This is a genomic window from Streptomyces sp. NPDC090025 (assembly GCF_044748125.1).
Lineage (GTDB): Bacteria > Actinomycetota > Actinomycetes > Streptomycetales > Streptomycetaceae > Streptomyces.
In genome coordinates this window covers 851,725-865,128 of sequence record NZ_JBIVFL010000001.1, presented here as the reverse complement: position 1 = coordinate 865,128, position 13,404 = coordinate 851,725, and the positions used below count along the sequence as shown (strand labels likewise).

Genomic DNA, 13,404 nt, shown 5'->3' with positions numbered 1-13,404 from the left:
TTCTCGGACGGCACGGACGGTGTTGCCCGGCTGCTTCAACAACGCCTCAGGATTTCATCGGTTGCTCTCCCGAACGGGTGACGTTCAACCGATCTTTGGGCCATAGGAGCGTCATTCGAGTGACTGGGCCCAGAAAGGCGCAACACGCTCAACGAGGAACCTGCCGGATGGATACGGAAGTTAGCGTTTGTGAGCATCTAATGCTTACTATCGCCCGGCTCGGGGGTTATAACGGTCCCGATCGTTGCTTCCGGTCGACTCGCGCGTTCATCCATTTCGCGCGGCCGACATCTCTCTCTCCTCCCCCGGTCTCCACGGGTCTTCCCTTCCTTCTCTCATCAAAGCGGAGAACCTGTATGCGGAATTCAGCGGTTCATGCCGTACGTCGGGGCCTGGTGTGCGCCGTGTCGTGCGCGGCGCTCTCCGCCGCGCTCCCGGCCGCCTCCGCCGTCACCCCGCCGATCGCCCCGCCCCTCCTCGTGCCGCCGCTCGCTCCCCCGGTCGCCCCCGGCGCCGAGGAGGCCGCGCGGATCGCGTTCGCGCCCCGCCACGAGGCCGTCACGCACGGGGGGATCGTGCGTGCCGCCAACACCTCGGCGACCGGCACGACGGGCGCCGAGACCGTCAACGACGACACCGCGATCCGCTATGTCGACGTCGACGACGACCCCAACACCTACAACTCCAGCCGCGCCGAGCTGCGCGTTCCCGCCGGTGCCCGGGTCACCTGGGCCCGTCTGTACTGGGGCGGGAACCTGCGGGTGGGCGAGCAGAAGCCGCCGAAGGACAACGGGCGGGTGCTGATCGCCGAGCCCGGCGGGCAGTACAAGGCGGTGCTCGCCGACAGCACGATCGGGCACCGCACGGCCGACGGCGCCGACGCCTTCCAGGCGTCCGCGGACGTCACCGACCTGGTCAGGTCCGCCGAGGGCGGCCTGTGGACGGTCGCCCAGGTGAACGTCGCCATGGGCCGCTCGAAGGTCGGCGGCTGGGGCGGCTGGACGCTGGTCGCCGCGTACGAGAAGGCCGACGAGCCATTGCGCCGGCTGGCCGTATGGGACGGATTCGAGGCGATCGGCCCGAACGGCCGAGAACTCTCGGTGCCGCTCGCACTCGGCGGAAACCGCATTCCCGAGGGGGCCGGAGGTCAACTGGGACTCGTCGGCTACGACGGCGACCGGGGGACTTCCGGGGATTACCTGGCGGTGGAAACCGGCCGGGCGAAGAGCGTCACGCGCAGCGTGATCTCCGATTCCGCGAATTCCGCGGACGACGTGATGAACTCCAGCATCACGGAATCGGGAACAAGTCGGATGGAACGACTGCCCGCTCATCTGAACACCCTGGGGTACGACTCCGACGTCTTCGATCTGCGGGGGGCGCTGCGCCATGGGGCCGATCGTTTCCACATCCGCCTCGGAAGCCGGAAGGACGCGTTCTGGCTCGGCGCGCTCTTCCTCCAGGCGGACCTCGGACCGCGCGACAGCCGGGCGAAGGACCGGGCGGTGGACGCCCGGGACTGAGCCCGGCGCCGATGTGCTGCACGCGGTCCAGCCGGGTGACGGCGGGGTCGCCCGGGTCGTCGTCGACCTGGTCCGCGGGCAGCTCGCCGCCGGGCTCCGGGTGGCGGTCGCCTGCCCGCCCGGCACCGAACTCGCCGCCGCGGTACGGGCGGAGGGCGCCGACACGTACGACTGGCGGGCCGGCCGCGACCCCGGGCCGCGGCTGGTCCGGGAGACCCGCGAACTCGGCCGTCTGCTGCGCGGGGTGCGGCCCGCCCTGGTCCACGCGCACAGCGCGAAGGCCGGGTTGTGCGCCCGGCTCGCGCTGCGCGGCCGGGTGCCGACCGTGTACCAGCCGCACGCCTGGTCGTTCGAGGCGGTCGAGGGGACGACCGCCGCGCTGGCCCGCCGCTGGGAGCGGCTCGGCGCCCGCTGGACGGACCGGATCGTGTGCGTCAGCGACGCGGAACGCCGTACCGGCGAGGCCGCCGGGGTGCGCGCCGCCTGGTCGGTGATCCACAACGGGGTGGACACCGAACGCTTCGCCCCCCGGGGCGGACCGGGGGAAGAGGCGCGGGAAGCAGACGTGGGCCTCGGGCCCGGGGGGCCGCTGGTGGTGTGCGTGGGGCGGCTGTGCCGGCAGAAGGGGCAGGACGTCCTGCTCGCCGCCTGGCCCGCCGTGCGCGCGGCTGTACCGGACGCCCGGCTCGTGCTCGTCGGCGACGGACCCGACGCCGAGCGGCTGGGCGCCGCCGCGGCGGCCGACCCCTCGGTGCGTCTGACGGGCGCGGTGGCCGACCCCGCGCCCTGGTACCGGGCCGCCGACGTGGTGGTGCTGCCGTCCCGCTGGGAGGGCATGGCGCTCGCCCCGCTGGAGGCGATGGCCTGCGGCCGGCCCGTGGTGGTCGGCGACGTGGACGGGGCGCGCGAGAGCCTGCCGCCCGGCCACGAGGCGCTGTGCCTGGTCCCGCCCGAGGACCCGGCCGCGCTCGCCGCCGCCCTGGGCCGCCTGCTTGGCGGGCCCGAGCCGCGGCGCTCGCTGGGCCTCGCGGCCCGCGAGCACGTACTCAGCAGATTCGATGTGCGGCGCACCGGCGCGGCCGTCGCGGGGCTCTACCGCGAACTGGCCGGAGTGCGGTGCACGGAGCACAGAGAGCCGATCGGACAGTGACGACCGAAAGCACCAGCGTTCCCCAGTCTCCGGGCCCTTGGCCCGGGGCGGGCCAGTTTCCCGGGCTCGCCTCCCTCACGCAGCCGCGGGCCGGTTCCGACCGGCTGGCGCTGCCGCCGCGCGGCCCGGTCCGGCTGCGCTTCGCCGCCCTGCCGCTGCTCACCGCCGACGTGTTCGCCGTGCTCCTCGCGGTCGCGGTGCTGTCCACGGCGCACCGCCGCTGGGAGCTCGCGCTGCCGGTCGCCGCGCTCGTGCTGCTCCTCGACGGCCGCGCCGGACTGCACCGGCCCGCCGCGCTGCCCGGCGGGGTCCTGGAGGACGTGCCCGCGCTCGCGGCCCGCGCCGGGATCGCCTGGTGCGTGACGGCCGCCGCGGTCGCCGCGTACGCCCCGGCGCACGCGCTCGGCCCGTTCCGGCTGTGCGCCGCGTACGCCACCCAGCTGCTCGCCGTGTCGGCGCTGCGCGGGCTGCTCGCCTCGCGGCGCCGCCGGTCGGTGCGGGCGCATCCGCGGTCGACCCTGGTGGTCGGCCCGGCGGGCGCGGCCCGCCGGTTCGCGGGGCTGCTCGCGCAGCACCCGGAGTACGGCATCCGGCCGGTCGGCATCGTCGGGCCGCGGCCCGACGGGGCGCGGCCGGACGGCGGGCGGGCGCTGCCGGTGCTCACCACCACCGAGCAGATCCACCGGGCGGTCATCCAGAACACCGTCCGCGACGCGGTCTTCCTCGGCGAGGACGACGGTCTGGTGACGCTGTTCCAGCACTACGGCTGCGCGACCTGGCGGGTCGGTGCCGAGGCGGCGGGTGAGCCGATGGGCGACCATCTGTGGGGCCACGGCTGCCGCCGTCTGGTGCCGCTCGGCGAGCGGCGCGGGCTGACCGCCAAGCGGGCCCTGGACGTGGCGCTCTCGGCGCCCGCGCTCGCGGTGGCGATGCCGGTGCTGCTGGTCTGCGCGCTCGCGGTGCGGATCGCGGACGGACCCGGGGTGCTGTTCCGGCAGGAGCGGGTGGGGCAGAACGGGCGGCTGTTCACGCTGCTCAAGTTCCGCACCCTGAAGCCGGTCGACGAGACCGAGTCGGCGACCCGCTGGAGCGTCGCCGACGACCACCGGATGAGCGCCGCCGGGCACTTCCTGCGCAAGACCTCGCTCGACGAGCTGCCGCAGCTGTGGAACGTGCTGCGCGGCGACATGAGCCTGGTCGGCCCGCGCCCCGAACGCCCGTACTTCGTCGCCCAGTTCAGCCGGGTGCACGCCGGTTACGCGGCCCGCCACCGGATGCCGGTGGGGCTGACCGGGCTCGCCCAGGTGCACGGCCTGCGCGGCGACACCTCGATCGAGGACCGCTGCCGCTTCGACAACCACTACATCGACCACTGGTCGCTCTGGCAGGACGTGTGCATCCTGCTGCGTACCGCGGCCGGGCTCGTGCGACCGACGGGAAGCTGACGATGACCACGGCCGTGACGGCACAGGACACCCCGGACCTCGATCGCGACCCGCTCCGGGGCGTCGACCGGGCGGAGCTCGCCGACTGGGCGCGGCGCGCCGGGGCACTGTCCCCGGTGCTCGCGGTGATCGCCCTGCTGCTCGCCCCTGGCGGCGGCGGGGCGCAGGGCGGAACGGGCGGATCCGGCACGGTCGCTGACGCAGCGTCAGGACTACTGGTCCTGATCTGTCTGATCCGGGTGGTGCGGAGCGGGCTGCGTCCGCTGAGCCGGGCGGCGGCCGTGGTGTTCGCGCTTCCGGTGCTCGGGGTCTGCCTGGCCGCGATCACCTCGAACGACCCGGGCGCCAGTCTGCCGGGCGTCCCCCGCTACCTGCAGATCTTCGTGCTCGTCCCGGCCGCCGTCCTGGTGATGATCCGCGACCGGCGCGACTTCGCCGTCGTCGCCTGGGGACTCGTCGCGCTCGCGCTCGTCGAGGGCGGGGTCGGGGTGCTCCAGTTCCTGACCGGGACCGGTGCCTCGTACCAGGGCGAGGACATCCGCGCGGTCGGCACCTTCGGCGCCACCGACGTGATGGGCATGGCCACCGTGGTGGCGTACGGGCTGGTCGTGGCGACCGGCCTCGCGCTCGGCGCCCGGCCTGGCCGGGCCCGGACGGCGGCGCTCGTCTGCGCGGGTCTGCTGTTCGTGCCGCTGGTGCTGTCGTTCAGCCGGGGCGCCTGGATCGCGACCGTGCTGACCTGCGGCGCCCAGCTGCTGCTCGCCGGGGTGCGCCGGGCGGCCCGGGTGGCGCTCGCCGCCGCCGCGCTCGCGGTGGTCCTGGTCGGCGGCCTCGGCATCGGCTCCGACATGGTCAAGGAGCGGGTCACCAGCATCACCCAGGTGACCGCCGCGCCCGACCAGTCGGTCACCGACCGCTACACGATGTGGGCGGCGGCCGGGCGGATGTGGCGCGGCGAACCGCTCACCGGCGTCGGCCTCAAGGGCTTCCCCGCCTACCGCGACTCGAACGCCTCGCTCGCCCTGTCCTCGGGCAGCGACACGGCGGGCGCGGGCGCCGCCTTCGCCCGCCAGCCGCTGCTCTCGCCGCACAACATGTACCTGCTGGTGCTCAGCGAGCAGGGCCTGGTGGGGCTGCTCGCGCTCGCGGGCAGCTGGGTGGCGCTGCTCGTCGCGGCGGTCCGGCGCAGGCGGCTCGGCGGTGAACTCGGCCAGGGCGAGGCCCTGGTGGCGATCGGGCTGCTCGGCTGGCAGCTCATCGACTTCTTCTACGCGGACATCGGCGGCCCTTCCACGGTGCTGATGTCCGTCGTGCTCGGCCTCGCGGCCTGGTGGTCGCTCGCGGAGGTACGGGAGGTGGGCCGTGCGTGATCCCTGGGGCGCTTCCCAGGACCCGATGGTGCCGCCCGCCCCGACCGCCCCGCCCGGCGGGCGGGGCCGCGCCACACCGGAGGCCCGGTACGGCGCGGCCGCGCCGCCGCCGTCCGGCGACCCGTGGTCGTCGGCCCCGCCGGCCGACCCGCTGTGCGAACTGCCGCAGCCCACCGGGCCGTTGGCCGTCGAGCACCCGGCGACGGTGCCGGTCCCCGCCCCGGCCGCCCTGCCCGTACCGCTGCCGTCGTCGCTGCCGCTGCCCACCGAGGCGCCGGTGCCGGTGCCGCCGACCGACCCGTGGGCCACGGCGGGTCCCACCGACGGCCGCTGCGAGGCCCCGGTCCACGCGGCGGGCTGCGCCCATGTCACCCGCCCGGCCCGGCGCGGGGTGCGCCGGGCGGGCGGCCACGACCGGCCGTCGCCGTACGAGGGGAACCCGTACGAGACACACCCGTACGCGACCGGTCCGTACCCGACCGGCCCGTACGACCACGAGGCCACCGGCACCGGCTTCGGCCCCGAACTCGGCTCTCCGCAGCGCGCCTTCGCGTCCAGCGGCGCACCCATCACCAGCCACACCGTGCCCGGCGCCGCCGCCCGGCCGCCGCTGCTCGGCGGGCGGCCGCTCGGGCAGGGCGCCCGGCCGGTCGAACCGCCCGCGCCGCCCCCGTACGGCCCGCGCGGCTCCGGCCGGCACGCCCGGCGCCGGGGCTCCAAGTGGTCGCCGTCCGGCCGGTTCCTGCTGCGGGCCGCCGCCGTCACCGCCGCGCTGACCGCCGTCGGCGCGGTGCTCGGCCTGGTCCGGGACCAGATCCTCGCCGGGCACTTCGGCGCGGGCGCCGAGACCGACGCCTTCCTGGTGGCCTGGACGGTCCCGGAGTTCGCCTCGACGCTGCTGATCGAGGACGCGATGGCGCTGATCCTGGTGCCCGCGTTCTCCCGGGCGCTCGCCCGGCGGGCCGGGACGCTGTTCGGCGACCCGGTGCGCAGCCTGGTCAAGGCCACCCTGCCCCGGCTCATCCTCACCGTCGCCGCCGTCGCCGCGCTCCTCGTGGCCTGCGCGCCCTGGCTGGTCGCCGCGCTCGCGCCCGGCCTGCCCGACCCGCAGCTCGCGGTCGACTGCACCCGGCTCACCGCCACCTGCGTGCTGTCGTTCGCGCTCGCCGGATACTGCTCGGCGGCGCTGCGCGCGCACGGCTCGTTCCTGCCGCCCGCCGCCATCTACGTGGCGTACAACGTCGGCATCATCGGCACCACCCTGGTGCTCCGCGAGCCGCTCGGGGTGCGGTCGGCCGCCGCCGGAGTCGCGGTCGGCGGCGTCCTGATGGTCCTCGTCCAGGCGCCCGCGCTGCTGCGTGAACTGCGCACCAGGCCGGTCCCCAAGGAGCAGCCCGCGCCCGTGCCGCAGGGCGGCGACAACCGGCTCCTGGTGCTCGGGATGATCGCGCCGGTCGTCGTGTTCGCGCTCACCCGGCAGTCGCAGATCCTCATCGAGCGGTTCCTCGCCTCGCCGCTCCCGGCGGGCGCCATCTCGCATCTGAACTACGCGCAGAAGGTCGCGCAGATGCCGATGATCCTCTCCCTGATGCTGTGCACGGTCAGCTTCCCGGTCGTCGCCCGCGCCCTCGCGTCCGGCGACGCCGAGGCCGCCCGCCGCCGGGTCGAGCGGGACCTGCTGCTCGCCGCCGTCGTGGTGCTGATCGGCGCGTCGACGGTCGTCGCCGCCGCCCCGCAGATCGTGTCGCTGCTCTTCGAGCGCGGCGCGTTCGACGCCGGGGACACCGCGGCGACCTCCGCCGTGATGCGGGTGTACGCGCTCGGGCTGCTCGGCCAGACCATGGTCGGCGCCCTGGTCCGCTGCTACTTCTCGGCCGCCCGCCCGCTCTGGTACCCGGCCGCCGCGATGGCCGCCGGGCTCGCCGCCACCGCCGCCACCGGGGCGCTCGCCGCCCCGCTGTGGGGCGCCACCGGCATCGCGGGCGCCAACGCCCTCGGCATCACGCTGACCGCCGTGATGCTGCTGTCCGGCGCGCACCGCCAGTCCGTGCCGGTCGACGCCCGGCGGCTCGGCGAGGGCCTGCTGCGGCTCGCCACCGCCGGTGCCTGGGCGACCGGCGCGGGCTGGCTGGCCACCACCCTGATCGATTCCCCGGTGCTCGCGCTCGTCACCGCCGCGCTGGTCGTCGTCGCCGTCTTCCTGCTCTTCGTCGCGTGCGCCGCCAAGGTGCCCGAGATCCCTCCCCTGCCCCGCTCTCCCCGTCGAAGGAACCCCGATGCCCGCCGCCGTGCTGCGTCGTCTGCTGCCGAAGCCACCCCTGTGGGTGGCGATGTACCACTCGATCGCGGACGTCCCCGATGACCCGTACAAGGTGACCGTCTCCCCCGTACGGTTCGCCCGGCAACTGCACTGGCTCGGCGACCGCGGGCTGCGCGGGGTGTCCGTACGGGAACTCCTCGCGGCGGCCGCGCAGGGCCGGGACCGCGGGCTCGTCGGACTCACCTTCGACGACGGCTACGCGGACTTCCTGGAGTCGGCGGTGCCGCTGCTGCGGCGGCACGGCTTCACCGCCACCGTGTACGTCCTGCCCGGACGGCTCGGCGGCCACAACGCCTGGGACACCGAGGGCCCGCGCAAGCCGCTGCTCGACGAGGACGGCATCCGCAGGGCCGCCGCCGCCGGGATGGAGATCGGCTCGCACGGTCTGGTGCACGTGCCGCTCACCGACACCGACGACCCGGCCCTCGTCGACGAGACCCGGCGCAGCCGGGAGCTGATCGAGGAGATCACCGGCGATCCGGTGGACGGCTTCTGCTATCCGTACGGGACGGTCGACACCCGGGTGGTGCGCGCGGTCCGCAAGGCGGGCTACCGCTACGCCTGCGCCATCGACCCCGGCCCGCTGTCCGGGCGTTTCGCGCTGCCGCGGGTGCACGTCGGCGAGGAGGACACGGCGTGGCGGCTCACCGCCAAGCGGGTGCTGCACCCGCTGCGGCGGCGGCGCCCGGCCGATCTGATCCCGGCGCAGGGCGGCCCGGCGGACCGGGCGGTGCTGTCGTGACCGCCGCTCGCGCCGGGGCGGGAGCGGCCGCCTCCCCCACCGCCTCCCCCGCCGCCGGGTCCGGGCCCGCGGCCCTGCCGGACCCGGCGGGACCGCCCGAAGGCCACCGGGAGCTCAAGGTCCTGCACGTCATCACCGGTCTCGGGATCGGCGGCGCCGAGCAGCAACTACGGCTGCTGCTCCGCCACTTGCCGACCCGCAGCGAGGTGGTGACGCTCACCAACCCGGGCCCGGTCGCCGACGGCATCGAGGCCGACGGCACCCCGGTCGTCCACCTCGGCATGACCGGCAACCGGGACGTCGGGGCGCTGCCCCGGCTCACCCGGCTGATCCGGCAGGGCCGGTACGACGTGGTGCACACCCATCTCTACCGGGCCTGCGTGTACGGCAGGCCCGCCGCCCGGCTCGCCGGGGTGCGGCACGTCATCGCGACCGAACACTCCCTCGGCGACGCCCAGATCGAGGGCCGCCCGCTGTCCGCCGGGAACCGCGCCCTGTATCTGGCCACCGAACGGCTCGGCACCTCCACGGTCGCCGTCTCCGACAGCGTGGCCCGCCGCCTCGCGCACTGGGGGGTGGCGCCGTCCCGGATCACGGTGGTCCCCAACGGCATCGAGAGCCGCCGCTTCGCCTACCACCCGCGCGCCCGGGCCATGACCAGGGCCGCCCTCGGGCTGCCCGCCGACGCGTTCGTGGTCGGCGGGGTCGGCAGGCTCGCGCCGGGCAAGCGCTTCGACCGGCTGGTCCGCGCGGTCGCCTCGGTCCCCGGGACGTGGCTGCTGCTGGTCGGCGAGGGCGACGAGCGGGACCGGCTCCGCGAGGTCGCCGAGGAGTGCGGGGCCGCCGACCGGGTGCTGCTCGCGGGCGCGTTCCAGGACCCCCCGGCCGGGCCCCCGGGCGGCCGCCCCGACCTGCCGTCGCTGCTCGCCGCCATGGACGTCTTCGTGTCCACCTCCCCCGACGAGACCTTCGGGCTCGCCGTCGTCGAGGCGCTCGCCGCCGGACTGCCCGCCCTGTACGTGGCCTGCCCGGCGATCGAGGACCTCGACGACGGGGCCGCGCCCGGCGCCCGCCGGATCGGCGAGTCGGTGCCCGAACTGATCGGCGCGCTGCGCGAGTTGCGTACCGCCCGTACCGCCCGGCAGGACCGGCTGACCCCGCCCGACGCGGTCCGCCGCTACGACATCGCGCACAGCGCCCGGCAGTTGCTGTCCCTCTACCACCAGGCCGTCCACGGCCCCCACCCCGTGAAGTGAGTGTGCGTCATGACCACGACCCCGCCACGTCGTCCGTCCCTGCCCACCCCCGCCCGCTGGATGGTGCTGCCCGCCGCGGCGCTCACCGGCGCGGTGCTCGGCGGCGGCTACGGCGCTCTGAAAGCCCCCGAGTACGCGGCCACCAGCTATGTCATCGTCGTGCCCGCCGAGAAGGCCGACCCGTCGGCCGCGCTCGGCTTCGCCCAGGCGTACGGGCGGGTCGCCACCGACATCGCGGTGACCGGTGACGCCCAGGTGTGGGCCGGGGTCCCGGCCGACACGCTGCGCTCCAGCGTGCAGGCGGCGACCTCGCCGGACGCCCCGATGATCTCGATCACCGCCCGCTCGGAGAAGGCGACCACGGCGGTCGCCATGGCCGACGGCGTGGCCCGCGCGCTCGTCCTCAACAGCTCCCATGTGGCCGCCAACACCGGCGTGAAGGTCGTCCAGTTCTCCCGCGCCACCAAGCCGCAGGACCCGGTCTCCCCGTCGGCGGCCCTGTCCGCCCTGGTCGGCGCCTGTGCGGGCGGTCTGATCGGCGGCCTGATCCTGCTCGTACGGCCGAAGCGCGCCGCCCGGGTCGAGCCCCGGCACTCCCGGCAGCCCGTCGGGGCCGCGTCCGTCCCTGGCCCGGCGGCCGGGGCGCAGCAGCCAGAGCCGGAGGCGGTGTGAACGGCAGACCCTTCGGCACGGACATGCCGACGCTGACCTCGGAGGTCCTGCGGGACGGCGAGGAGTTCGCCCGCATCGGCCCCGAGTGGACCGCCCTGTACCGGCGGTGCGCGACGGCCACCCCGTTCCAGTCGCACGCCTGGCTGCACAGCTGGTGGCTGTCGTACGGCCGTCCCGGCGCGCTGCGGGTGGTGCTCGTGCGGGGCGCGGACGGCGCCCCGGTCGCCGCCGCCGCGCTGCACCGGGCACCGGGCGCACTGCCCGTCCTGACCCAACTGGGCGGTGCCATCACCGACTTCACCGATGTGCTGCTCGACGACCGCTGCCCGGAAGCGGCACCCGCGCTGGCCGCCGCGCTCGCCCGGGCAGCCCGGGGCGCGGTGGTCGACCTGCGCGAGGTACGGCCCGGGGCGGCGGCCGAGCGGGTCTTCGACGCCTGGCCCGGCGCGCGGCGGCGGCTCACCGACTCGCTGTGCCTGGAACTGCCCGCCGTACCGATGGAGACCCTGCTCGAACGCATCCCGTCGGGCAAGGCCCAGCGGGTGCGGGCCAAGCTGCGGAAGATGGACGCCCTCGGCATCGACGAGCGGGTGGTGCCCGCCGCCGAGGTACCGGCCGCCCTGGAACGGCTCCTGATTCTCCATCAGCTCCAGTGGCAGGGGCGCGGGGTGACCGCCGAGCACACCAGCGAGCGGTTCGCCCAGCACCTGGCCCGGGCGGTGCGGCCGATGGTCGAGCACGGCGACGCGATGGTCACCGAGTTCCGGCTCGGCGGCGACGTGGTGTGCGCCGACCTCACCCTGATGTCGCCGCGGCTCGCGGGCGGCTATCTGTACGGCGCCGACCCCGAGCTGCGCGCCCGCAAGGTCGACGTGGCCGCGATGCTGCTGCGGCACGGGGCCCGCGAGACCAGCGCGAGCGGCCGGGCCACCCTGAGCATGCTGCGCGGCACCGAACCGTACAAGCAGCACTGGCGCCCGGAGACCGTGCCCAATCAACGGCTGCTGCTCGCCGGCCGGGGCGCGGCCCCGCTGCTCCTGTTGCGCGCGGGCGCGGCGGGCGGCCGCCGCTGGGCGGCCCGCCAGGCCCGCGAACGGGCCTGGCTCGGACGTGCGGTGGCCCTGCTCCCGGGCCGGGGTGCCCCGCCGGGCGGCGGAGGATGATCTCCTCCGCCGCCACCGGCCGGATCAGAACGGCCAGACGCCGTTCAACGCGCCCTTCCAGTCGATGGACAGGGCCTCCTTCCAGCTCCCGGTCAGCTTCGCGGTCTCCTTCGCGGGCTCCTTCATGGAGTCCTTCACGGAGTCCTTCCAGCTGCCGCCCTTGGAGACGCAGACCGGTCCGCCGACCCACTGCTCGACCCAGGAGCCGAGGTTCAGCTTCCAGCAGTCGGGCTGGGGTTGGGGCTTGGGCTCCGGCTTCGGTTCCGGCTTGGGTTCCGGCTTGGGCTCCGGCTTCGGCTCCGGCTTGGGCTCCGGCTTCGGCTCCGGCTTCGGTTCCGGCTTGGGCTCCGGCTTCGGTTCCGGCTTGGGCTCCGGCTTGGGCTCCGGCTTCGGGATCGGGACCGTCGGCACCGTGGGGATCGACGGAATCGACGGGATCGACGGGATCGACGGGATCGACGGGATGGTCGGGATGGTGGGGATGGTGGGGATCGACGGGATGGAGGGGACCGACGGGATGGAGGGGACCGACGGGATCGTCGGCACCGTGGGCACGGTCGGGACCGTGGGGACCGTCGGGACCGTGGGCTCTCCCGGCTCGGTGGGCTCGGTGGGCTCCCCCGGCTCGGTCGGCTCCGTCGGCTCCGTCGGCTCCACCGGCTCGGTCGGCTCCGTCGGCTCCACCGGGTCGGTCGGATGCGTCGGCTCGGTCGGCTCGGTCGGCTCGGTCGGGACCTCCGGGTCCACCCCGTACAGCATCTGACGGAACACCTGCGACGAGCGCGGATTGTCGTCGCACTGCCAGACGCCGTGCGGGCAGTAGTCGGTGATCGTGTGGTACAGCGGCTTGTGCTGCTTCATCCATTCGAGCATGCGCCGCATGTACTCGGGGTTGTCTCCGTTCCGGAACAGGCCCCATTCCGGATAGGAGATCTGCTTCCCGTGCTCGGCCGCGAAATCGACCTGCTTCTGCAGCCCGTACGGCTCGTTCACGTGCTGGTCGAAACTGGAGCCCGACGGCTGGTCGTAGGAATCCATGCCGATGATGTCGACGGTGTCGTCACCCGGATAGCATTCCGTCCACGGAATCGCGTCCCGGCCCCGGCTCGGGTTGAAGTCGAAGCGGAACTGCTGCCCCGGCACCGACCGCATGGCCGCGACGATCCGGTTCCAGTACTTCTTCCACGACGTCGGGTCCGGCGCGCAGCGGTGGGTGTACGTCGTCCCGTTCATCTCCCAGCCGAGGACGATCACGGTGTCCTTGGCGTTCAGGTCGACGAGGCGCTGCGCGAGCGTACGGAAGTGGTGGTCGAAGTACCCGGCGGCGCCGAGCTGGAGCTGGCGGCGGACCTCGTGGTCGGAGACCCCGGCCTCGTTGCGCTCCAGCATGGGGACGTTGAGCACGAACATCCGGTCCGCGCGCTCGTTGCGCCAGGACGCCCAGGCGTCGAGGAAGCCCGGCGGGCTCTCGATGTTGGACCACAGGTCGCCCGGCAGGTAGGTGTGCCCGACCTTCAGCTCGTGGCCGCCCAGCCAGCGCTCCAGCTGGGCGATGCGGGCGACACCGACCGGTCCCGATTCCAGAAACGCACCCATGGCGTTGGACAGAGTCGGTTGGGGGTCCCGGGTCGTTACGGATGGGGCGGCGTGAGCGTGAGCGGGAGACGACAGCACGACTGAACCTGACGCAAGGAGACCGGCGGTGAACACCCCCAGCCATACCCTCGATGTTCTTCGCCTTCGGTTGATCATGGCGGATTCTC

The 13,404-nt window shown here is 74.8% G+C and carries 9 protein-coding genes and 1 pseudogene; 9 read left to right on the top strand and 1 reads right to left on the bottom strand.

The features are described from left to right. The first annotated feature begins 356 nt into the window (after window positions 1–356). From ACIPXM_RS04140 to ACIPXM_RS04100, 9 genes are all read left to right on the top strand, one after another. The gene (locus ACIPXM_RS04140) at window positions 357–1,523 is read left to right on the top strand and encodes a DUF3344 domain-containing protein (RefSeq protein ID WP_401651688.1); all 1,167 of its coding nucleotides are present in this window, start codon (window positions 357–359) and stop codon (window positions 1,521–1,523) included. A 13-nt stretch (window positions 1,524–1,536) separates the two neighbouring features. Next, a complete protein-coding gene (locus ACIPXM_RS04135; protein ID WP_401651687.1) occupies window positions 1,537–2,673 on the top strand; it encodes a glycosyltransferase in 1,137 nt (378 codons plus the stop codon). Beyond that, a complete protein-coding gene (locus ACIPXM_RS04130) occupies window positions 2,670–4,118 on the top strand; it encodes a sugar transferase (protein ID WP_401651685.1) in 1,449 nt (482 codons plus the stop codon). The genes ACIPXM_RS04135 and ACIPXM_RS04130 overlap by 4 nt, the downstream gene beginning before the upstream one ends. Before the next feature lie 2 nt (window positions 4,119–4,120). Then, window positions 4,121–5,488 (top strand): O-antigen ligase family protein, encoded by a 1,368-nt coding sequence (locus ACIPXM_RS04125; protein WP_401651683.1) that lies wholly within the window; start codon window positions 4,121–4,123, stop codon window positions 5,486–5,488. A 610-nt stretch (window positions 5,489–6,098) separates the two neighbouring features. Continuing rightward, entirely contained in the window at window positions 6,099–7,850 is a 1,752-nt protein-coding gene (locus ACIPXM_RS04120; protein WP_401652495.1) for a lipid II flippase MurJ, read from the top strand. Further along, complete coding sequence (locus ACIPXM_RS04115) at window positions 7,765–8,550, top strand: polysaccharide deacetylase family protein (protein WP_401651681.1); 786 nt, start codon at window positions 7,765–7,767, stop codon at window positions 8,548–8,550. The genes ACIPXM_RS04120 and ACIPXM_RS04115 overlap by 86 nt, the downstream gene beginning before the upstream one ends. Before the next feature lie 74 nt (window positions 8,551–8,624). Continuing rightward, window positions 8,625–9,806: a glycosyltransferase gene (locus ACIPXM_RS04110; RefSeq protein ID WP_401652493.1), complete on the top strand. Its 1,182-nt coding sequence runs from the start codon at window positions 8,625–8,627 to the stop codon at window positions 9,804–9,806. A gap of 9 nt (window positions 9,807–9,815) precedes the next feature. Then, entirely contained in the window at window positions 9,816–10,478 is a 663-nt protein-coding gene (locus tag ACIPXM_RS04105) for a lipopolysaccharide biosynthesis protein (protein WP_401651679.1), read from the top strand. A gap of 23 nt (window positions 10,479–10,501) precedes the next feature. Beyond that, window positions 10,502–11,641, top strand: a complete 1,140-nt coding sequence (locus ACIPXM_RS04100) for a GNAT family N-acetyltransferase (RefSeq protein WP_401652491.1) — start codon at window positions 10,502–10,504, stop codon at window positions 11,639–11,641. A 606-nt stretch (window positions 11,642–12,247) separates the two neighbouring features. Here ACIPXM_RS04100 and ACIPXM_RS04095 read toward each other — a convergent pair. Continuing rightward, window positions 12,248–13,393: pseudogene (locus ACIPXM_RS04095) on the bottom strand (glycoside hydrolase family 26 protein); the annotation flags it as partial. Window positions 13,394–13,404: the final 11 nt, after the last annotated feature.